This is a genomic window from Anabaena sp. 4-3 (assembly GCF_001597745.1).
GTDB lineage: Bacteria > Cyanobacteriota > Cyanobacteriia > Cyanobacteriales > Nostocaceae > Trichormus.
The window spans coordinates 375,886-399,345 of sequence record NZ_LUHJ01000026.1; the positions used below are offsets into that span (position 1 = coordinate 375,886).

17 protein-coding genes, 1 pseudogene and 1 CRISPR repeat array are annotated in these 23,460 nt (G+C 40.8%); of the genes and pseudogenes, 7 read left to right on the plus strand and 11 right to left on the minus strand.

Annotated elements, in window-relative coordinates; translation table 11 throughout:
- Positions 1-205 (plus strand): hypothetical protein (locus tag A3775_RS24990; RefSeq protein WP_231866966.1); only part of this gene is annotated, 205 nt, incomplete at its 5' end.
- 34 nt (positions 206-239) lie between these two features.
- Positions 240-3,006: direct repeats of the CRISPR family, unit length 37 nt; unit sequence GTTGAAACATTAACTAATCCCTATTAGGGATTGAAAC.
- A gap of 145 nt (positions 3,007-3,151) precedes the next feature.
- Here A3775_RS24990 and A3775_RS08165 read toward each other — a convergent pair.
- The 4 genes and pseudogenes from A3775_RS08165 to A3775_RS08180 form a co-directional block, all read right to left on the minus strand.
- Positions 3,152-3,544 carry a peptidoglycan-binding protein gene (locus A3775_RS08165; protein ID WP_066424494.1) on the minus strand — a complete coding sequence of 131 codons (393 nt, stop codon included), beginning with the start codon at positions 3,542-3,544 and terminating at the stop codon, positions 3,152-3,154.
- A 194-nt stretch (positions 3,545-3,738) separates the two neighbouring features.
- On the minus strand, positions 3,739-4,725 hold the full coding sequence (locus A3775_RS08170) for a sodium:calcium antiporter (protein WP_066377782.1): 987 nt from the start codon (positions 4,723-4,725) through the stop codon (positions 3,739-3,741).
- Positions 4,726-5,389 (minus strand): annotated as a pseudogene (locus A3775_RS08175) (hypothetical protein). It lies immediately after the preceding gene.
- Positions 5,390-5,619: 230 nt separating this feature from the next.
- Positions 5,620-8,148, minus strand: coding sequence for a mannose-1-phosphate guanyltransferase (locus A3775_RS08180; RefSeq protein WP_066424495.1), 2,529 nt, complete (start codon positions 8,146-8,148; stop codon positions 5,620-5,622).
- Between the two features lie 586 nt (positions 8,149-8,734).
- Between A3775_RS08180 and A3775_RS08185 the strand changes: the two genes are divergently transcribed.
- Entirely contained in the window at positions 8,735-8,926 is a 192-nt protein-coding gene (locus A3775_RS08185; RefSeq protein ID WP_066377802.1) for a hypothetical protein, read from the plus strand.
- Between the two features lie 65 nt (positions 8,927-8,991).
- On the opposite strand, the gene A3775_RS08190 is transcribed toward A3775_RS08185, so the two are convergent.
- The 5 genes from A3775_RS08190 to A3775_RS08210 form a co-directional block, all read right to left on the minus strand.
- A complete protein-coding gene (locus A3775_RS08190; protein ID WP_066424496.1) occupies positions 8,992-9,261 on the minus strand; it encodes a YciI family protein in 270 nt (89 codons plus the stop codon).
- Positions 9,262-9,355: 94 nt separating this feature from the next.
- Positions 9,356-10,462 (minus strand): hypothetical protein, encoded by a 1,107-nt coding sequence (locus A3775_RS08195; protein WP_066377776.1) that lies wholly within the window; start codon positions 10,460-10,462, stop codon positions 9,356-9,358.
- A gap of 494 nt (positions 10,463-10,956) precedes the next feature.
- Positions 10,957-13,392, minus strand: coding sequence for a phenylalanine--tRNA ligase subunit beta (gene pheT / locus A3775_RS08200; protein WP_066424499.1), 2,436 nt, complete (start codon positions 13,390-13,392; stop codon positions 10,957-10,959).
- Between the two features lie 720 nt (positions 13,393-14,112).
- Positions 14,113-14,490, minus strand: a complete 378-nt coding sequence (locus tag A3775_RS08205) for a type II toxin-antitoxin system VapC family toxin (RefSeq protein WP_066424500.1) — start codon at positions 14,488-14,490, stop codon at positions 14,113-14,115.
- A complete protein-coding gene (locus A3775_RS08210) occupies positions 14,487-14,729 on the minus strand; it encodes a hypothetical protein (protein ID WP_066424502.1) in 243 nt (80 codons plus the stop codon). Before A3775_RS08210 ends, A3775_RS08205 begins: the two co-directional genes overlap by 4 nt.
- Before the next feature lie 293 nt (positions 14,730-15,022).
- Between A3775_RS08210 and A3775_RS08215 the strand changes: the two genes are divergently transcribed.
- On the plus strand, positions 15,023-15,673 hold the full coding sequence (locus A3775_RS08215) for a hypothetical protein (protein WP_066377773.1): 651 nt from the start codon (positions 15,023-15,025) through the stop codon (positions 15,671-15,673).
- Between the two features lie 18 nt (positions 15,674-15,691).
- Here A3775_RS08215 and A3775_RS08220 read toward each other — a convergent pair whose 3' ends face one another.
- Together A3775_RS08220 and A3775_RS08225 are read right to left on the minus strand one after the other, a co-directional pair.
- Complete coding sequence (locus A3775_RS08220; RefSeq protein ID WP_156481579.1) at positions 15,692-16,021, minus strand: hypothetical protein; 330 nt, start codon at positions 16,019-16,021, stop codon at positions 15,692-15,694.
- Positions 16,022-16,149: 128 nt separating this feature from the next.
- A complete protein-coding gene (locus A3775_RS08225) occupies positions 16,150-17,523 on the minus strand; it encodes a response regulator (protein WP_066424506.1) in 1,374 nt (457 codons plus the stop codon).
- A gap of 605 nt (positions 17,524-18,128) precedes the next feature.
- On the opposite strand from A3775_RS08225, the gene A3775_RS08230 reads away from it, so the two are divergent.
- From A3775_RS08230 to rfbF, 4 genes are all read left to right on the plus strand, one after another.
- Positions 18,129-18,803 (plus strand): VWA domain-containing protein, encoded by a 675-nt coding sequence (locus A3775_RS08230; RefSeq protein ID WP_082803698.1) that lies wholly within the window; start codon positions 18,129-18,131, stop codon positions 18,801-18,803.
- A gap of 54 nt (positions 18,804-18,857) precedes the next feature.
- Entirely contained in the window at positions 18,858-19,640 is a 783-nt protein-coding gene (locus tag A3775_RS08235) for a PP2C family serine/threonine-protein phosphatase (RefSeq protein WP_066377770.1), read from the plus strand.
- 207 nt (positions 19,641-19,847) lie between these two features.
- Complete coding sequence (locus A3775_RS08245) at positions 19,848-22,046, plus strand: tetratricopeptide repeat protein (RefSeq protein ID WP_066377766.1); 2,199 nt, start codon at positions 19,848-19,850, stop codon at positions 22,044-22,046.
- 582 nt (positions 22,047-22,628) lie between these two features.
- Positions 22,629-23,402 carry a glucose-1-phosphate cytidylyltransferase gene (gene rfbF / locus A3775_RS08250; RefSeq protein WP_066377764.1) on the plus strand — a complete coding sequence of 258 codons (774 nt, stop codon included), beginning with the start codon at positions 22,629-22,631 and terminating at the stop codon, positions 23,400-23,402.
- The last annotated feature ends 58 nt before the right edge of the window (positions 23,403-23,460 follow it).

The following is a 23,460-nucleotide window of genomic DNA, read 5'->3' on the forward strand; positions in this document are numbered from 1 at the left end:
CTCACCCCCTCCCCGCGCGGATGGGGGGGTGTTAAAAATCGGCTTTGAGCAACAACGGCTGAAGTTTAGGCAGAGTCAGGCTTTTGGCGATTTTCTGTTTCAAGACACCCGCGCACCTTATCCCGCAAGGGTTTCAGGCATTTTGGTACTTCCCAATCAGAATTTTTCATGCTACAATTACACCATCCGCGCAACCGAACCTTGAAAACTAAATACAGACCGTGTTTCAGGTCGCCGCAGTTGAAACATTAACTAATCCCTATTAGGGATTGAAACGCTGACGACACAGAGGAAGATGATTTTGTAGTTGCGTTGAAACATTAACTAATCCCTATTAGGGATTGAAACGTAATGCTCGTTTTCTTCAGTAGGCTTGTAATAGTTGAAACATTAACTAATCCCTATTAGGGATTGAAACCAATTGCAACAGCTTGCAATTTCACTCCATCATTGCGGTTGAAACATTAACTAATCCCTATTAGGGATTGAAACCCGGTGGGATATCCGGTGGGATATCCGGTGGGATAAATCGAGGTTGAAACATTAACTAATCCCTATTAGGGATTGAAACACTTGGTGAAGTATGGTATTCCTGTTGCTGTCAGCTTTGTTGAAACATTAACTAATCCCTATTAGGGATTGAAACTCTTGAAATAGCTTTAATGCACTTGATTTGATACGTTGAAACATTAACTAATCCCTATTAGGGATTGAAACTTTGTGGTAAGAATGTCCCCAAGAACCACACATGGTTGAAACATTAACTAATCCCTATTAGGGATTGAAACGCGAATATCTTCATCGGTGAAAATGCCAAGCTTTGCTTTCAGAGTTGAAACATTAACTAATCCCTATTAGGGATTGAAACCCCGCTCCTACTCCGGTATTGTCAACTGAGATACTATGTTGAAACATTAACTAATCCCTATTAGGGATTGAAACACAAGACGATTTCTCAACCCCCCAATATTGAATATATTGTTGAAACATTAACTAATCCCTATTAGGGATTGAAACATTGCTATCAGCGATATATGGATTACCATAGGATACGTTGAAACATTAACTAATCCCTATTAGGGATTGAAACTATTCTTTGTTGGTAGTAATCTCCATAAATTTTTCGATCTGTAGTTGAAACATTAACTAATCCCTATTAGGGATTGAAACATCCCTACGACCAACGACCGAAAATTAGACAACTGTTGAAACATTAACTAATCCCTATTAGGGATTGAAACTTTTAAACATCAAGAATTGCCGAAATTCTTCCTGTTGAAACATTAACTAATCCCTATTAGGGATTGAAACTCGGCATCGGTTACAGGGATATAAATCATAGTTAATATATTGAAGTTGAAACATTAACTAATCCCTATTAGGGATTGAAACAAATGAATCTTCTTTGCGACGCTCGTAGCCGATTTTTGTTGAAACATTAACTAATCCCTATTAGGGATTGAAACTGGCACTACAGATCCCAATTCCTTACCCATGTTCACGTTGAAACATTAACTAATCCCTATTAGGGATTGAAACCTCACTCCAATGAATCCCGAAAAATAGTGTTGTATGTTGAAACATTAACTAATCCCTATTAGGGATTGAAACGAAGATCAAATCTGGACATATACTCCGATGCCGGTCGGATGTTGAAACATTAACTAATCCCTATTAGGGATTGAAACTATCCCATCATTAATTGATGAGCCAATATTTTTGTTGAAACATTAACTAATCCCTATTAGGGATTGAAACTCTTAATAGACCAGATAGCCCCTCGATTTGTGACCATTGTTGAAACATTAACTAATCCCTATTAGGGATTGAAACCCACTGTGAAGCGGTGAAGAGAATGCGCTCTAAAGTTGAAACATTAACTAATCCCTATTAGGGATTGAAACTACCAAAACAACATAGCTGGGCAAGCTGCAACTTCCCCAGCTTGTTGAAACATTAACTAATCCCTATTAGGGATTGAAACGATGATAGATTCGACTATGCAGAAGATTGCGAAGAGTTGAAACATTAACTAATCCCTATTAGGGATTGAAACTCTTGATTTCGCCGTAGATGGTGGGTGCGGTCTGTTGAAACATTAACTAATCCCTATTAGGGATTGAAACTTTTTTACCCTCCTTAAATGCAACACGTACCAGAGGTTGAAACATTAACTAATCCCTATTAGGGATTGAAACTTTGTACCTTTCTTTTTGATGCGTTTGCCTGACAGTTGAAACATTAACTAATCCCTATTAGGGATTGAAACTAGAAACCTGATGCTGGAAAGGCTCGTACAGCTAGGTTGAAACATTAACTAATCCCTATTAGGGATTGAAACGGATCAGGAATTCCATCGCCGTCATCATCCAAGTTGAAACATTAACTAATCCCTATTAGGGATTGAAACTTACAATTAATTTTGGCGACATCTAAACCCGAACGGTTGAAACATTAACTAATCCCTATTAGGGATTGAAACATAGTAGCCAAGTGAAGAATGTTTGTGAATTGTCCATTGTTGAAACATTAACTAATCCCTATTAGGGATTGAAACTCTCCTCGGAGGAAGCAGACCGAATTAAAGTTCTGTTGAAACATTAACTAATCCCTATTAGGGATTGAAACAGATGCCATTAGAGCCAAGCATTCTTCTTGGCCAAATCCGTTGAAACATTAACTAATCCCTATTAGGGATTGAAACTACTGGGCTTCGGCTGCTTCACAGGAGGCGAGTTTTTATCCTGTTGAAACATTAACTAATCCCTATTAGGGATTGAAACCTGGGATTGGGAAGCGGAGAAAATTATCGGAAGGGTTGAAACATTAACTAATCCCTATTAGGGATTGAAACAGGCAAAAAATAGACGATTCCATTAGTATCATCGCTAACCAGGTTGAAACATTAACTAATCCCTATTAGGGATTGAAACAATTCATGAGTAGACCAAAGTCAGATGATCCTAGGTGTTGAAACATTAACTAATCCCTATTAACCCAAGTTGCTAGTTATCAAAAAACGTCTAACTTTGAGTAAATATTTATGAGTTTGAGTATTAATAAATACTTTAAAACAGTGTTTTTGTATGAGACATATACTGTTATGGGACAGTAGCTAGCAACTTACGTTATTAGGGATTGAAACTAATGCTTAAAAAGGATTACGATCAACGGGTGGTATACTGTCACGTAATGCTTGCCAGGTTAGCGTTCCTACTCTACCATCACCGACCAATCTCTGCGATCGCTGAAAAGCTACCACTGCTCTAGAGGTTCTAGGGCCATAGATACCGTCAATAGCTCCGTTATAAAATCCTAGCCATTTCAGAACAGCTTGCACATCTCTCACAGGTTGTCCACGAGAACTACGAGTCAAAAGGGGAGCTTCTAAAGGAGAGTATTTTGAAAGTCTACCCACAATTTGGAGATTAGTATTATTTGCTTGTGCCTTAGTTGGTGCAGAAATGAAAGTAAATCCACTTAAAGCTAATGCAAAAACCAAGCTCAACTTGAGAGTTATTGAGCTACAAAATCGAGTATTCATTGTATTTTTCCAAAGCAGATTGTGGTAAAATATATCCAGCCTATTTGATATTTTTGTTCAGTAGCTTGATTGTGTAACTACAGGTAGCACGAGTACCAAACATTTCATCAAGTATAGAAAATACCAAGCAGCAAATCTTCTACTCATAGGTAGAATTTAGGTATAATTTTGCTACACCGTAAGCATCACCAGATTCACAAAACAGCGTATATCATCACAGCTAAATAAGCAAAATAGACACCGTTGAGTGCGATGACTTCCCAAAGTTGGAAACTGTTTTTATCAGCACCCCAATAAATAAAAGCTGCATATACTGCGCCTAGCAATGCTACAAAACCTAAGTTGACGGAAAATATCAATAAATTTTCTACAGGTAAATTGACTAATGCTAGTGGAAAGAAAGCCAGCGTCATAGTAACTGTATTGTCAGCAATGACATTTGTCGTAGCAGCTGTCACCTGACCGCTACGCGCCACACTCCAGGTAGCAAATATTTCTGGTGCAATGCTCATAGTCGAGGTGATAAATAACCCACCTATTAACTTAGAAATTCCTAACAAAGAAACAATATTTTCTGTTGCGGTGACTGTTAAATAAGCACCCAAACCTAACAACAAAACACCAATCACAGCAACGCTAATTTCTTTTTTATTCCAGCGCACAGCTTGAGCATCTTGGCGTTCACGCATAATTGCTTGGGCTACATAAATGAAGTAAGCTACCAACATAATCCAACCGTCAATAGGTTGCAGTCCCCGCCAGGGCTGAGGAACAGTTAATATAGCAGCCAAAGCGATAATTGCTAGATAAGGCAGGGCTTGTACATACAAAGCCTCTGGTTTAACTCGCATAGAATGTTGACTGCGGCGACTAGACTCAGAAGAGTTTCTGGCATTTTTGCGCGAGGCGATATAAGCAACAGTCACAATTGCCGGCACAGAGATAATATTTGAACCGAGTAAATTACCCAAACCAATATCTTTCAAACCTTGAACAGCACTAGCAACGTTAGTACCTACTTCTGGGCTAGCAGTAGCAAGAGCAATAAAAGTAGCACCTGCGGCTTCTGACAAACCCCATTGTTGTCGTAGTTTTTTGAGTGGTTCAGCCAGTTTGTCTGCTCCCCAGTGCGCCCCCCATGCAGCAGCAGCCAGAACCAACACCCAGAATAATAATTTCAATTAACGAAACCTCTCTAATAATTCATCCCGCGATAGTTGAAGTAATAAAGGAGTAAATTCTTCTGGAGATAAAGCCAATAAAGCTGGCATAATTGCTCTTAATTCCCCATCTAATTCACCAAATCTAAATCGCAACAAATTTTCTATAATTGTACGTCTTTCTTCTTGAATTCCTTCTTGTTTAGTTGCTGCTAATTTTTGCTCATAAATGGGTGATAAACGCATAATTAAATTTCTATCCTCCTCGTCTACATTTTGATTCACTTCTAAGGTAGTTTTCAAACTCAATAATAAATCAATAGCTTTGTCACGGAAGGGATGATTTTCGGGAAGTGCTGCTAGTTCATCTATCGCTTGTTGCTGAACTCGTCCCTTACCTAAAATTCTCAACCATAAAGTTTCTTCCGTACAGGGTAATTGATGAATGGCTACAATTGCTGTTCGCAAATAATCGCCTAAAAAATAGACTCCCTCTCCCCAGGTTTCTATATCTAGGTTAGCTCTAAAACCATTTAAGATAGATTCCGAGGCGGTGGGTGACAAAATCCACATCAATTTCTCGAATTTCTGCGGGAACTTTCCGACTTGTTTCCACTGTTCCCAATGGTTGTAATAATTCTTTCTGATAATCTTTAGCAAATTGGTCGTAGGGAAACCTGGTCATATTATGTCTGGTTGAACACTTATCATATCTGTTGAGGCAGGGAATAGGGAACGGGGACAAATCAATTCAAAATTCAAAATACCCTACGGGAAGGCTTACGCCTACAAAATTCAAAATTCAAAATTATTGATTGTTGACTGTTGACTGGGTAAAAGATTCTTCCTTGCCTCCCCTGCCTCCCCTGCTTCCCCTGCCTCCCCTGCCTCCCCACTCCCCCATCCCCGAAGTCCTTAAACTTCTGCTGGGTGATATTCTTGCTGTCTTTCTACAAAACGCTGCACCCGTGAACGATAGTCTCTCACGGTTTCATCTACCCAGTCGCGGTCATTGCTGTTAGCATATAAATGTACTAATGGCTCACTGGCATCAGGTAAGACTAACAACCAACTATCATCAAAGGTTTGACGAATTTTTACACCGTCGATGAGTTCTAGGTTTTGGGCGGGGTGAGTTTCCACTAAGTAGCGCATCAATGCACCCTTAGCCGACCAAGGACAACGTATGGTATAAGTTCTGTGAATGACACGGGGTAATTCTGATCTGACAGTAGCGAGCGATCGCTCTTGTATCGTCAACATTTCAATTAGTTTAGCAATACAGAACATCGAATCAAAGCCCGGATGTAACTGCGGGAAAATAAACCCAGTCTCGCCGCTACCCCCTAACACCACATTGGGATTTTTCTGACAAGCTTCCATTAAAGCTGTTGGGTTAGCCTTAGTGCGAATTACCCGCCCATCATGACGACGCGCCACTTGTTCCACCGCACTCGACGAATGTACAGGTACTACTACCGTCCCTCTGGGGTTAGAAGTGAGAATCATATCCACCATCAAAGCGGTTAACAATTCCCCCCGAATCGGATAACCCGACTCATCGACTAAAATCAACTGTTCCCCATTGGCTGATACCTGTACACCAAAGTTCGCCTTTAATGCTTCTACCACATGACCTAACTGATTAAGTAAAGCTTCCCTGTCAGTAGTAGATACGGCATTTTTATTCAGACTGGCGTTAAGCACCACCGCATCAGCCCCAAATTTATCTAAAAGTTGGGGTAAGACTGCACCAGACACCGCATACATATAATCAATTACCACTTTGGCGCGACTGTTGCGGAGGGCGGAAACATTTAACAGTTTCTCAAAAGCTGTGCAGTAAAGTTCAATCACTTGGCTGGGGTAAGCCACATCACCAATTTCATGGGTAAGGGCGCGACGCATATCTTCTTTAAAGAAAGCCCCCTCAATTTTCTTTTCTAGGGCTTTCGAGATATTAATCCCCTTACCATCCATGAATTCAATTAAAATATAATCCGGGCGGTCTGGGTGTACCCGCACATGAAGACCACCGGCTATCTTCATTGTGGGGATAACAGTCCGTGCTATGGGAATTGCTGTTGCATCTAAGTTCTGTACATCCACACCCACAGACATAAAACCCGCAATCAATGACCTGGTAATCATCCGGGAGACGTTGCGTTGGTCACGGGATACCGCTACCTTAGAACCAGGTTTTAAAGTTGAACCATAGGCAGCCCCCAATTTTACCGCAAATTCTGGGGTAATGTCAATATTAGCTAATCCCTGGACTCCACGTTGTCCAAATAGGTTACGTTGGGCTGTACTACCCCAAATCAGGTTAATGTTTAAGATTGCCCCTGATTCAATTTTTTTACTCGGCCATACCCGCACACCGGGGCTAATTTGGGCTTCTTCTCCAATGGTAGACAAAGAACCAACTACAGCCGCTTCTAAAACATGGGCGCGTCTGTCTACACGAGTGCCACGGGAAATTACACAAGCACTTAATTGGGCTTCGTCCCCAATAATTGCCCCATTCCACACAATCGGACGTTTGAGGTTAGCATCCGCCCCGATGGTGACATTATCCCCGATCACAGTTCCGGCTTCAATCTGGACTCTCGCACCGATGCGGCAATTGTTACCAATTAAGGCGGGAGGGTCAATATGTGCTGAGGGGTCAATGTAAGTATTCTGCCCTACCCACAAGCCTGGGGACTGTTCTTGATAGGCAAAATCCAGTTTAACTTTTTGGTATAAAGCATCATACTGGGCTTCACGATAAGCATCTAAGTGTCCGACATCACACCAGTAACCCTGAGCAATGTAACCATACATCGGTTCATCTTTAGCCAGCAGTAAGGGAAATAAATCTTTAGAAAAGTCGGTTTCTGTGTTTGCTGGTAGATATTCTAAAACTTCTGGTTCGAGGATATAAGTCCCAGTGTTGACGGTATCAGAAAAAATCTCACTGGTGGAGGGTTTTTCTAAAAAGCGGTTAATTTTGCCTTCTGCATCGGTGATGACTACGCCAAATTCAATTGGGTTGGGTACTCTGGTTAATATCAGAGTGGCTTTTGATTTCTTTTGTTTATGAAAGGCGATCGCAGCTGAAAGGTCAAAATCTGTGATACTATCACCACTAATTACTAAAAAAGTTTCATCCAAAAGTTCCGCAATGTTTTTGACACAACCTGCTGTACCTAAAGGTTGGTCTTCTTCCACTGCATAGGTCATCTGTACGCCGAAATCGCTGCCATCTTGAAAATAATCCCGCAAAACATCAGGTAAATAATGTAATGTGGCAATTACTTCCGTGATTTCATGCCTTTTGAGTAAATTAATGATATGCTCCGCGATGGGTCGATTCAGAATCGGCACCATCGGTTTAGGTAAGTCGCAAGTTAACGGGCGAAGTCGCGTCCCCGAACCGCCTGCCATCAGCACTGCACGCATAAATCCTCCTTAACTTTTTGCAGTTGTGACTGCTTTGAGAACCGTGAGAGTATATTGTGTTTTTCTTTAGTCTCCCCTCTACCCTGATTTTTCTGGCACTCCCACAAGAAACATCTGGCCAGGAATAAGTATAATTACTTGTATGCCAGCTTGTGGTAACAAGCAAATCAAGCTAGGTCAATAGTTGCTCATCAAGGGTGTTACTACTGATCAGGTTTAATTATGGTAGCTACCAGAGCCTTAAGACACAACAACCCAGTAGGAAAAAGTAATATAGAAATCTAGAATACTATGTATTTCTCTGTTGATTAATTTGACTTGCTTGGGTTGAGATTATATTTTAGTAATAGATATTTGTATTAATTGTCTGGTAACAATTGTTGCCAAGTAACAAGATGTTATGTCAACAGATTTATATATAAAAAATTGTTGCTTTCGGCACAATTCAATTAATCTACACTAACTGACTGTATATATTTAAGAATGAATGGTTAAGTTACACTGAGATAGTATAGATTATGAAATAACTACATGATGCTGTAAGACTTACGTTAAATTTTGTGATTGACTAGCGGAGTTGATGGCGATGGTTAAGTTAATTATTTTTGGCTTGATTGTGGTTTATGTAGGTGGGGCTTGGAAGTTTTGGAATGGTTTTACTAGAACTAATTTCACTCGTTCTTTACCCAATCGAATTATTTTAACTTTGTTATGGCCGGCTTTGTTTATTGCGAATACATCCTATCGCAATAACTTCAGAAAGGCTTTGAAAGGTTAGCAATTGATTGTTAATTTCATAACAGGGATGGGCTAAAAGTCCACCCCCCAAGATTTTAATTTAATTTAAAAGGCTTGAATCCACTCTTTGATGGTGTATTCTGTCCAAATCCCATTTTGCCAGTAGGGGTCATTTTCAACTAACTGGCGGACTGTGGCTTCGTCTTCTGCTTCGTAAATGCCAAAAACTTTAGTAATATCTTTGGTGGGGCCGATTGTAATTAACACACCGGATGCTTTTTGTTTGGCTAATCCTTCTAAGTGTGCTTCCCGGTAAGGTGCGCGTTTTTCTAAAACGTCTTCGCAGTAACTACCCCACATTATATATTTAGACATGATGATTTGCAGATTGATTAACTACCTGTGGTCATCTTATGGGAAAATGGGGTTAAGATTGCATATCATTACTAGAAAAAATTTAAAACTCAGGTCAACCAAAAACTTCGGGTGAAAACATCTGCGGCAATACTTGAAAATATGGCATGAAACTATTAGCTTGTTCAGAAGTTAGACGAGCTTGGATTTCTTTACCTAGTAAATGCAGCATTTGACGAATGAGTTCCCAATGTACTTTTAATCTAGGATAAAGCATGACACATAGGGGAAATAATTCTTGTTGAATTGCTGAGATATTGCCTTCTAAAGCCGATACCCACAGGTAAACCTGAAACATTTCTACATCCCTAATACTAGAAATTCTCACCTCTGGGTCACTCAACTTACCTGACATAGAGCCGTAATTGGGATACATTTCTATGACTCTTTGACATACCCTCTGAGCAATTTGTGTACTCACTGGTAATAAGTTTTGTACTGCTAACAAGACTGTGGAATTATAATCATGTTCGGCTGCGGCTTCATAAGCACGTTGTAGTGGCATATATAAGTGGTCATCAATAACTTTAAAGTATGCACGAACAAGCGATCGCTCTAAAGTATCCAGTTGTTCTAAAAGCATTTGACTTGTGTAATGAAATTGCATACTTACAAAGCCAATAACTCTAGGATCAGAACTAACATATTTTTTTCGCATAGCTCCGATATCTGCACCAATTATTGTTGTCAATTGGCTAGGAGCAATCTGTTGAGTGTAAACTTCTAATGCCTTTTCATTAAGTTGGCTACCTTCTTGTGCTAATTGCACAACTAAAGATAAAGGTCGAGTAATTCCTTGTTGTGTGTAGACTTGCAAAACTTTTTGATAAATTTTAAATGAATCTCCTGCAATCTCCCAGGGATTAATGTGATCAGGATGTATGTTATGTCTGGCAACTTCTACCGATAACAATGCTTCAGTTTTATTCCAAGCTTTAGCACTGGCACTGCGTAAAGAATCTAAAATTTTATGGGCTGTTTTTTGTCGTCCAAAGGGTGAGACTAAATCTGATAAAGTTAATGTCTGAGAATCTTCTTCAACAATATCTATCTGAAGATTCTGCATATATTTTTTAGCCCATTGCTGCGCTAAAGATTCTATATTGCCCGGATTGGGTATATCTGTGATTAGTGTCGAATTATTGTTTAAACGCTGTAACATACAGAATTTACCTACTACTACCTGTGTTCATTAATATTTTTTATACTGAAACTTAGCCTTTCATATATCTTAATATATAGTTACTATTTATTACAATTACTTAGCTGAAATTTTATTTACAGTGATTATTAAGTATTGAGTATCAGAAGTTTTACCAGTAAATTTATTGAAAGTGCCACTGATATAAACAGTAATTTGGCAATAATAATCAGAAAAAATACGGTTGAGTATGATGTGATAAATATGGTTCTAGTTATGATTTGAGATTCTGGCAAAAAAAACTTAAAGAACACAAACGGCATATACTGGTTGGTAGGCTGGGTTGACTCATATTTCGACTTGTTTGGTGAGAGCCGTTTTCATACCTCTAGGGAAAAGTCAGCTAGGTGGTAGCGTGGGATAGCAAATAGAAGAAGACCCCCGCTAAAACGGTAATTTAACGGGGTCAGAAACTTAAATGACTTTGCAGAAGCTACCTTGGGTAATTAGCAGTGTTAACTTCTGAGGTTAACGCCGAATTTTTCTACTAAAGCTTCCCGGACTTTGTTGTGTACTGGTTCGACTTCGTTATCGGTGAGGGTGCGATCGCTCGCCCGATATACTAGACGAAAGGCTAAACTACGTTGTCCGGTGGGGACATTTTCGCCACGATATTCATCGAACAATTCCACAGATGCCAGTAAACCTTTACCAGCTTTGGTAATGGCTTTTTCTAGTTCAGCCACGGAGACTTTCACCGGTGCAAAAAAAGCAATATCGCGATCGCTCGCTGGGTAGGTAGAATAAGCTGAGAAGGTAGGCGTGAGAATTTCATCTTGGTCTACCGCATCTAATAGTACATCTAAATCCCACTGGAACAAGTACACCGATTCAGGTAAATCTTTGTCCCGGCGTAGTTGGGGATGCAATTGACCAAAAATCCCTAACCTATTCCCCCTCACCCATAACGAAGCGGTACGTCCTGGGTGCAGACGCTCATCACGGCAATCAGGCTGATATTCTACTTGTATGCCCATTTGCTGGAACACACTTTCTAAAATCCCCTTGGCTTCAAACCAGGTCATCTGTTGTTCTTTGCCACCTTTTGACCATTTGCCCAGGGTTCTATCTCCCCCCATGATACCAGCTAATGCGTCTGCTTCTCGCAAACCTTCTTCCCCTTGCCAGAAAATTCGCCCAATTTCAAAACCATTGAGAGAACCGTTACCTTGTTCTAAGTTATATTGAAACGCATCAATCAACCCAGTTAACAAATCGGTACGCAAAGCCGAATATTCGACAAATAAGGGGTTACTCAAAACAATTTGTCGGTCTTCCCCAGGTTTAACTAAAGAATATTGCATTAACTCTGTCAAACCTTCCGCCCGTAAAGCTGCGCGTAACTTGCGAATTAATTCTTGGTCAATGGGTAAATAACCAGCTTCGGCTTTATCTGGTAAGGTATCACAGAAATTATCATAACCGTAGAGACGGGCAACTTCTTCAATTAAATCTATTTCCCGTTCTAAGTCGCGGTAACGATAGGGTGGAACTGTCACATTCCAAGTTCTCTCACCTGCGGGAGTTAGTTGACAACCGAGTGCGGTGAGGGTTCTTTCTACATCTTGTGCTTCTATTTCTCCGGTTTCCTCACCCAAAATTACAGGCCCTAAAACTTCATTTATTCTGTCTAAACGCAGGGAAATAGAACGACTCCAGGTAGTAGGATCAGGACGGGTATCTGCGATTTCTTGATGAACAATCACACCCCCAGCTAATTCTATAATTAGGGATAAAGCGCGACGACAAGCAACTTCTAATTCTGCACGGTTAACACCCCGTTCGTATCTTCCCGAAGCTTCGCTACGTAAACCCACACTGCGGGAGGAACGGCGAATGGCGACAGAATCAAATAATGCTGCTTCTAAAACTAAGCTTTGGGTTGCGTCATGAACTTCGGTTTCTTCCCCACCCATGACACCCGCTAAAGCTACGGGTTGATTATTAGCTGTGATTAATAAGTTTTGGGGTGACAAATTGCGAGTTTGTCCGTCTAGGGTTTTTAGGGTTTCCTTGGCGTTAGCAAAACGCACTCCGATGCTAAGATTACCATTACCCGCGACGGTGGTTAAACGCTCTTGATCAAAGGCGTGTAGTGGTTGTCCCCATTCCAACAACACATAGTTAGTAATATCCACCACATTATTAATAGGTCTTACCCCAGCAGAACGCAAGCGTTGTTGTAACCATTCGGGGGAAGGGGAGATTTTTACTTGGTCAATAACAGTTCCAATGTAAGCTGGACAAGCTTGGGTATCGGCGATTTTTAAGCTTAACGCGCCTGGGTTTTGGGATATGGATATTTCCCCAGGTGCAGGGATGCTGAGTTTTCCACCAGTCAAAGCGGCGACTTCCCGCGCTATCCCGACCATACTTAAAGCATCTGCACGGTTAGCGGTGGCGGTGACATCTAAAATTACATCATCTAACCCTAATAAGGGACGGACATCACTACCCAAGGGAAGATTTTCTTGAGTAAAAATATGAATTCCGTCTACATCAGCAGGTAAACCGAGTTCTTTTAAGGAGCAAATCATCCCTTGAGATGGGACACCCCGCAGTTTGGCGGGTTTGATTTTTAAATCGATGTTTGGTAAATAAGTTCCGGTTGTCGCCACGGGGACATAAATATCCGCCCGGACATTCGGCGCACCACAGACTATATTTAATGTCTCAGATGCACCGATATCTACTTGACATACACTTAGTTTATCAGCGTTGGGGTGGGGTTGACGCTCAAGCACTTTCCCCACGACAACGCCGTTTGCCCATGTGCGACGGTCTTCTATATCTTCGACTTCAAACCCAGCCATTGTCAGGGTGTGAGCTAGTTCTTCGGGGCTTAATTTTATCTCTACCAGTTCCCGCAGCCAATTCAGAGAGATTCGCATGAGTGTGCTTGTTTTCTGTTTCGTCTTTTGCTCTAATTTTAGGTCGCCTCGTGACTGTTGAGGTTTCCCCGTTCCTCATCCTACTACGTTGTTAGAGGTTGTTGGAAACAGGGTTTAGGGGTGGGTTTTTTCGCGCATACCGCTAAAGCGGAACCGCAGGGAAGGCGCAAAAGCTCAGAATTTTATATGTTGTATTAAAACTCTCTTGTGGTGTAAGCTCTCTAGCCCGTCCGGTGCAGGCTAGAGAGCTTACACCACAAGAACTATATTTTTGCACTACTTTAGCCTTGCCACGCTACTACAGATATTTGATGTTTAATTAAGTTGACTTACTTAGTTCATCAAATACGAAGCTAATAGCACTACTTCAGAGTCTGCACATCAGGAAAGTTGAGAATTTTCTCATCAGCAGTTAGCAAAGGACAATGTTGACACTCTCCGCCCTAAAAGTGCGGAGATTCTTGGGCTGAATCCTGCCTCCACCAACGATGTTGATTTTGGTCTTACAGTTTCATGTCTAGTCCGAAACATATCTCTCGATATACCCCACTTAAGGACTACTCCCCAAGCGTAAATTTGGGTATGCCCTACCCTATTTAATTGCTTTTCGACCTTACAGTTTGGACTTATTTTTACACCATTGACTGTTAGGCATTTTGAGATCACGGAGTAGGACGTTTTACCTGTTTCCTCATCGTTCTCACGGTCTACAACCTACTGCTAGTATACCAGAAAGCCGTCGTAGAACGACGGGGTTTTCAACCCAAATTTTCGATAAAATCTGGCTGTAGCCACAATCATTTGATCAAACGGGTCGCTATGGAAGCCGCTTAATTGAGTTGAATCAATGATGATCGGCAAGGACAAATTTAATAGTTGTATTCCTGGATAAGCTAAAGCAACTTCTAGCCATTTATCGATAGTCAAAGGTAAAGTTAGTCTGTTTTTTTCTACCAATTTGGCGATTTCCCAACAAGAAAGAATGCTGACACCTAAACCGTCAGACTCATAATTTTTTAACCATTGTCGCTGTTGTTTAGTTAGCCGTGAATCATTCTGCACCCACCAAACCCAAATATGGGTGTCAAGTATAATCATTGCAAAACTTCCCAGTCTTCTAAAGCTACGGGTTCTGTTGGGTATTCATAACTGTATGGTTGGGTGTTATGCAAAGGATAAGGATTCGCATCTATTGGGGCTGTTTGTGATGCTTGATGTTGTCGATTTTTAGTTTCCATAATAATTACTTCTACAGCATCCCCAGCATTAAATGGTAAACCCTGTAGTGTCAGATTTCCATCTTCTGTTAAAACAACTTCTACTTTATGAACGTTCATAATTAAACACAATCGTCTGAGTTTTTAGCCTTCACTAAAATTAGATTAACAAACCCCTTGCTGGGAAGAGGTAAGCGGAAAGTCCGCCGACTGAAATCTTCACTGGAAGCAGGTTCTAGAGACGAATGTCAAACATCAAGCTGATAAGCATATTGTAAAGCGATCGCCTACTATTGTCGAGTCCGTTGTTACACACATACACAAACCCACCCGTTAGGAATTGCGAAAAGCGTCATTGCTATTTTGAAGTTATCAGCACTCTATTCTGTAAACGGCTGAGTTTTCAGGAGACAATGATGACAGTTGACTACAAGCACATCCAGAGGTGGATTTTACAACCTGCGCTGATCGGTTTAGCAACAGTAGGTATGCTAGCCTGTCAACCACAAGCAACTTTTTCTAGTCACGGTGCGATCGCTACACCTAAGTCTACACCAAAACAGGTGTCACAAAAACCCGGTACTTACCGGAGCGATCGCTTGCGGTTTCAATTTAGCTACTCTGCCAAAGATTTTGTCATAGATAATCAGATATCCACCCCCAGAAATAACGTTGATTCTCCTTTGTCCACTATTGATATTTGGACTAAAAACCACGCGCAAAAAATCCGCGCTGGTGCATATCAAGGAGGTACAGAATACCCAGCTAATGTTAATATTACTGTCAATAACAATCCGCGAAAATTGAGTTTACAAAACTGGGTGAAGCAGAGTCAACAATTCGGTGTAACTCGTGATTTTCAATCGGCTAGAATTGCTGGACAAACAGGAATTAAGTTTCAATCTAGTGGCTTATACGAAAACGAACACGTTGCTTTTTTCAGTCCTAAAGATTCTCGCATTATTGTGCTGACATTATCGAAAACTGGGTATGGTAATAATGATGCTATTTATCGCCGAGCATATCAACAGATAATCAATTCCTTTGCTTTTGTTAGCAGATAGAATATTAAAGGTGTCTGCCTAAGTTCGCGTTTTCATTACTAAAGAAATCAACATTCCAATCACACCTAAAACACCAGATGGAATAGTGATAATTCCACCCCATGCGCCAATAAATATCATTCCTGTCACCAAACCTGCCATCTGGGGATTTTCAGGACATTTATAGGATATACCAATATCTACTTGACAGCCAAAGCGTTGAGCTAAGATTAAGCCTATCCCAGCGATGATAAACGGCAACACACCGTAGAGAATGCAAACACCAAGCAACAGTAATTGCCACCGAACTGCTAAAGAATAGTATAGAGCGATCGCTGCTAATCCTGGCCCTACAAGAAACAATATCAAAAAAAAGATTGAGTAAAACATAGCAGCCAAAATAGCCTCTATACAAATTAGACAGTGATTTTAAGTATTGCTTTGTTCCCTATTCCCAATGCCCGATGCCCTATTCCCTAAATAGTATTTTACAGCCTTTAAGCTAAGTGCATGAATACTATTTTTAACAATTCTGCACGGGTAAATGGTTTAGTTAAATATCCCGAAGCACCGACTAATCTGGCTTTTACTTTGTCTACCAGTCCTTTATTGCCTGTAACAAAGATAATCGGTGTTTCTTTAAACATAGAATTATTGCGGACAATCCGACATAATTCATAACCATCAATTCCCGCCATATTCAAATCTAGTAAGATTAAATCTGGTTTGTGTCTAATAATTGACATAGCGGCTTTTAATGGGTCATTAATGGCTATGACAGTAAAATTTTCATTTTCTAAGAAGTAGCTAATTTCTTTTAAAATTGTGGGGCTATCATCCACAGACACAATTTTGTATTGCTTTTCTGGGGTAGTGGTAGCAGGGGTTACTCTTTCAGGAACAGAATTTGTGTTATTTAGTTGTTGAGCGATGGCTGTTGTATCAGCAGAAATCCGCGATCGCCTAACATGAGTGACATTTTTTATCTCTACATTTGGGTTGATAGGAGTAGCATTTTGACTCAATTCTACCACTGTATCAACTAATTTCTTCCCTAGGAATCCAGTTGTATACTCAGGTATTTCTGGCAAATTGACCACCATTTTGGGTAAGAGGTCATAAGGTGGATCTGGTTCATTTAAAATAATCTCGCCAGTCAGGATGTAAGGGTATAAATATTGCGCTAGTTGCAGTTCATCTTGATTCATAATCACAGCCAGGTGTCGCAAACTAAAACCCTTCATCCAATAAGTTAATTTTGGCTGGAGTTCGGTTGCCACTTTGCCAGAAATTGGATTACTCAGTAACAAGTAAGGACGCTGATAAGGAGATGTAAATTTTGGTAGGTAAGTTTGCCAATGTTGTAATTTTGCTTGACAAAAGTTGATAACTTTAGCTACATCTAACCGACAAATTACAGGCAATTTTTGAGACGAATCACTTAAACTATAAGTGCCATTTTGAATCAAAATAAATGCTTCCATTACTTCTTTAACTACTTCTTGTATGAGTAATGAAGCTTGGTGATTATCTAGATATCCTTGATTCATCAGCCATTGAATCGCCTGATAATCCGGTGGGTGATTTTCGTTAACTAGATAGGGTGAGTCAGTCTCAAATAACAAGCGCAGTTGCACACGAATTTCTGGCGTTACCAGGGGACATTGGTGACTGAGGCGGCGGAGATGGCGTTCTAGTCTGTCAAATGGCTCTACAGAATGGGTAGCATAGGTGAGTATTCCATTTTCTAGGTAAATTAACCAAGTAATTAAATTACTCTCAGCTTGTAAACAAGTGGTATCCAAACAACTAGATAATTGTCTTAATAAATTCTGAGGTCGGAGTGTTGTAAATGTGCCGATATTATTCATGTTGTAGGATGGTTTTGGAGAAACACACAGGATTTAAGTAAAATTTTCTCATTGAAAATGTGAATATTTATGTGATTTTACAAGCTTTTTGTCCATTAACTCTGCTCCAGAAGAGACATATACTTGACAAAGTAGTAAATTTTTCTTTTTAATAGTTTGTCAAATCCTCACCTATATTTGGGGTTAATATTTTCTCAAAAGTTGAGCGGAAAGTTATCTTAGTTACATTAGGTATAAATTTATGGTAACTAATTTGATTGTAAATTTATTATTTATATAGAAAAATAAAATTCTCACATCAAATCTTTAAAAATTTATATAGGCAAATGCAAATTATTTATTATATTCTGTGGTTGCTGTAGATAAATTATGGCAGATGGGCGTTCGCCACCCATGCGAACTTTAATCTATGTTTTTATGTCTCTACATCCTGATTAAAATTTGCTTAAATCTGTAGAGCTTACGGTGAAAATAATCTTTTAAATGAAGATTAAAGCATCTACCAGCAAACATCTACCTGTGGTCTTGTTGCCTGCGACTGTGGCAACTATATACTTTGGAAAAAGGAAAATAGAGCGTTGAACTATAACATAACACAAAAGGTTATGAATGAAACCTTAATGCTAGATGAAGTAGTAGAATTTGCGGAGAATCCAGAACCACGTTGTCCTTGTGTGTTGTTGCTCGATACATCTGGTTCGATGCAAGGCACACCTATAGAGGCATTAAACCAGGGCTTGCTAAATTTTCAGGATGAGTTAGTCAAAAATTCCATAGCCGCCAGACGGGTAGAAATAGCAATAGTTACCTTTGATAGTCATATCAATGTGATACAAGACTTTGTAACGGCGGATCAATTTCAACCGCCGATTTTGACAGCCCAAGGATTAACCAGTATGGGTGCGGGGATTCATAAAGCCTTGGATATGGTGCAGGAGAGAAAATCTTTGTATCGTGCCAACGGTATTGCTTATTATCGTCCGTGGGTATTTATGATTACTGATGGTGAGCCACAAGGAGAATTAGACCATTTAGTAGAGCAAGCCGCAATACGTCTACAAGACGACGAAGCCAATAAACGCGTCGCCTTTTTCAGCGTCGGTGTAGAAAACGCGAATATGACGCGTTTAAACCAGATTGCCGTGCGGACACCCCTGAAACTCAAAGGATTGAACTTTATCGAAATGTTTGTTTGGTTATCAGCTAGTATGTCAGCAGTTTCCCATTCTCAGATAGATGAGCAAATAGCACTACCGCCGATTGGCTGGGGATCTATTTAGATAGGGTGCGAATTGCGGCCTCACACTTTCACAGCTAGCTGACGAAACAAGTATATGAAAACATCAAAACAGAACCCTCATTGGCAAGTAGTCGCCGCCTCTGTTTGTGGTACAAGCCACCTCAAAAATAAGCAGCTGTGTCAAGATGCTCACCACTGGCAACAGTTGCCTGATAACGTGTTGGTAGCAGCGGCCGCAGATGGTGCGGGTTCTGCCAGTCAAGGAAAAGTCGGGGCGATGGTAGCTGTAGAAACAGCGATTGAGAATTTATCGCTCAAAAACATCACTAGATATTCCTTGGCTGATGATGAAACTGTACAATTGTTGTTAACTGATGCTTTGGTAGCCGCTAAAAAAGCTGTAGAAGATGAAGCGGCGGCTTGCCAACAACAGCCCCAGGATTTAGCAACTACCTTAATTATTGCGATCGCCTCACCAGAAATGGTCGCAGCCGTACAAATTGGTGATGGATTAGCAGTAGCTAAGGATCGCACAGGCCACCTCTTAGCCTTGACCATACCTCACAACGGCGAATATATCAACGAAACGACTTTTTTAACTTCACCAGGTGCCTTAGATACAGCGCAGATGAGATTATGGCGGGAAGCCATAGTCAACATTGGAATCCTTACCGATGGACTACAAATGCTGGCTTTGAACATGGTTGTTGGTGAACCTCACAAACCTTTCTTTTTTCCTTTATTCGAGTTCGTCGAAAAAACAGAGGATAAAACAGCAGCGAAAGAACAGTTAGTGAGGTTTTTAAGTTCTGAACGGATTACACAACGTACTGATGATGATTTGACGCTGATTCTCGGTGCCTTCAACCATTCATGAGCCAGGATTCTGCAAGTTCGGTAAACAACAAGGCAGAAAGTAAGGGAGTAGGGAGTAGAGGAAGATGAGGAAGCAGGGAAGCAGAGGAAGCAGGGAAGCAGAGAGGAAAAATCTCATCCCCAATCCCTTCCAATCCCCAATCCCCAATCCCCAATCCCCAATCCCTTCCCATGCCTTTGCCAATAACCCCTTAATCGTGATTTGATCATGAAGGTACTACGTTATCTTCCCCAAGAAGAAATTCTCAGCCTCAGCGTTAGCTTAGGGCGTGGCGGTGAAGCTTGTATTTATGCTGTGCCATCGGCGGGCGATTTAGTCGCAAAGGTTTATCATAAACCTACGCTGGCTCATGGTAATAAACTCCGGGCGATGCTTGCCAACCCACCGGAAAACCCAACGGCGAGTTTGGGGCATATTTCCATTGCTTGGCCGCAAGAATTACTGTGGGGGGTAGATGAAAACACCAGCATCATTGGCTTTTTAATGCCTCGCATTCGCGGAATGCGTCCCATCATCGACTTTTACAACCCCAAAACCCGCCGCCAACACTGTCCATTATTCAATTATCAGTATCTCCTGCGTACAGCTCGCAATCTGGCCGCAGCTTTTGCCGCTTTACATAACAGTGGTTATTGTGTCGGTGATGTCAACGAGTCAAATATCCTCGTCAGTGACACAGCATTAGTCACCTTGGTAGATACAGATTCCTTCCAAGTGCGTGAACCAGAAAACGATATAGTTTATCGTTGCCCGGTGGGTAAACCTGAGTTTACACCCCCAGAGCTACAAAATAAAATTTTTGCTCATCACGACCGCCAAATTAGTCATGATTTATTTGGCTTAGGAGTCCTCATCTTCCAATTATTGATGGAAGGGACACATCCTTTTTCTGGTATTTATCAGGAAATTGCCGAACCACCGCCCTACGAAGCCAGAATTGCTTCTGGACATTTCACCTACAGTAAAAAGCGGCAAGTTCCCTACTTACCTACACCGATTGCACCACCTTGGCAAACACTTCATCCCAGACTGCAAGCCTTGTTTTTGCAGTGTTTCGAGGATGGACACTATACCCCCCAAAAGCGTCCTCATGCTCAAACTTGGTTGTCTGCCTTAGCGGAAGCCGAGGACTCTCTGACTACTTGTAGTGTTAATCCCCAGCATCGCTACAGCAATCACTTGCATACTTGCCCTTGGTGTGAACGGGCGGTACGTTTGGGTGGTAGAGATCCTTTCCCCTCAATGCAAGCGATTGAGAGAAGAGAACATCTACGTCCCCGCAAGACTACCAAAAAAGGACGCACCCTAACTGTACAACCGGCTGCTTTACCACTGCCAGTTATGCCCTTGTACCAAAGTCACTGGCAGCTACCCACCTCTAGTTTTGCTCCCTATCGCCCTCGACGGCGAAAAAGACTTTATCCTCTGGTTAGTTGCTTGCTGGGGTTAGGGGTATTGGGGTACTTGGATGTGATGATGAAATTTACCCGCCCCTTAGTTTCAGCTAATAATTATGCCCAACAAAGCTTGATTACACAGCCAGCGACAAGTAGTCAGACTCAGACTTTTGCAGATTACTACCAGCAAGGTGATGCTGCTTATCAAGAACAAAATTACAAGCAAGCGGTAGATAGCTTTAGCCTGGCGATTCAAAAAGAACCTACCAACGCCAAAGTCTACATTAATCGCGGGAATGCCCGCTATAACCTCAAAGACTACGAAGGCGCAATGATAGACTATACAGCCGCTTTGCAAATTAACCCGCAAGAAGTCAAAGCCTTTGTCAATCGGGGTAATGCCCGCTATATGCTGGCGGAATTTAGCAAAGATCCTGATCGAGAATACAAGCTAGCGATCGCTGATTTCAACCAAGCCATCAGCGTCAACCCCAAAGAAAGCGAAGCCTATATCCGTCGGGGAATTGTTTACGCCCAAATGGCTAGATATAGCGGTGACACTCTCAAAGACTATCAACTAGCGATCGCGGATTTTGACAAAGCATTGGAAATCAACGATACCAAATCTGAAGCTTACTTTCAGCGTGGTTCTGTCCGCTATCAAATCGCTCAATATAGTGGTGATTCTCACTGGGAATATCAGCAGGCGATCGCTGACTTTGACCAAGCCTTAAAGATTAACAACCAATTGCCCAAAGTTTACCTGAAACGCGGCATGGTGCGCCATGAACTCGCCCAACTCACTGGTACATCATCTGATCCTAGTCATCTCAAAGCCATTGCCGATTTACAGATTGCTGCCCAACTTTCTCTAGAACAAGAAGATACAGAAACTTACCAGCAAGCATTAAGTAGTATCTGTATCATTGAAGAAAGCAAATGTAACGCTTTATTCCAGAGTGCTAACTTGTGGCGATTTGCAGATACAAACTCCACCCTTACACAGTAACTAGCATCAGAATTCAGCATTCCAAACCTAAAATTTTTGAGAAGATATTTGGTAATTGGCTTCCAGATGTATAGCATCCTCCTGTGGACAAGGACTTGCTAACAACTATTCTCGATTCAAAATACTGTATTCTGAGTTTCTCGCTAGTTATACCCATGAGAAACAAGAATGTAAGAGATAGATTTACTAGGGGCGCAAGGGCTTGCGCCCCTATAATAATTGATATCTTGCCGAGATTTTTTGAATTCGTAGTGTATCTTGAGGAATTAACATATTATTTAAGAGTTTTTAGTGTTGATTTTTACAATCCTAAAATACTCAATGTAGAAATTCATCACTCTAATTTATTAGAAGTATTTTACTACTTGCAGTCAATTATTTAGCCAAATATTTGGATTTATCAAGGTTTAACAGATAAAAGTTTTTTATTTATCCTTTCTTTATACAATTTCCGAGAAGAATAGTTAGACTGTGTACGAAGAAAACTACAAGAGAAATCAAGTTTTCTCCCATCCATGTGCATCCTCTTCATCCTGATAAATTTCTCACAACAATTAATTTATAAATCTCCGAGGTAGTTGCATGAAAGCGGTGATTTTGGCTGGAGGACTGGGTACACGCCTCAGTGAAGAAACCAGTATCAGACCGAAGCCGATGGTTGAGATTGGTGGTAAACCAATTCTCTGGCATATTATGAAAATTTATTCTAGCCACGGCATTAATGATTTTATTATTTGTTGTGGTTACAAAGGTTACATCATTAAAGAATATTTTGCTAACTACTTTTTATATATGTCTGATGTAACTTTTGATATGCGATTTAACCAGATGAATATCCATTCTGGTTATGCTGAACCTTGGCGTGTCACCCTAGTAAATACAGGTGATAACACCATGACAGGCGGACGCTTGAAGCATATCAGAGAACATCTTGGGAATGAAACTTTTTGCTTTACCTACGGTGATGGTGTCAGCAATGTGAATATTACCGAACTAATTAAATTTCATCAAGAACAAAAGACACTAGCAACACTCACAGCCGTACAACCAGCCGGTCGTTTTGGTGCGATTTCCCTAGGACAAGAACAAACTAAAATTACCAGTTTTCGAGAAAAACAAGATGGTGATGGTGCCTGGGTAAATGGTGGTTATTTCGTCTTAGAACCAGCCGTAATTGATTTTATTGCTGATGACACTACAGTTTGGGAGAAAGAACCATTAGAAAAGTTAGCAGATTTAGAACAATTATCAGCTTTCAAACATAATGGTTTTTGGCAACCAATGGATACATTAAGAGATAAAAACTACTTAGAAGAATTATGGAATCTTAACCAAGCTCCCTGGAAAGTTTGGTAACACCAATACACACAATACCAGTGAGGAGATAATTACAACAACTACAAACTCCTTTGGC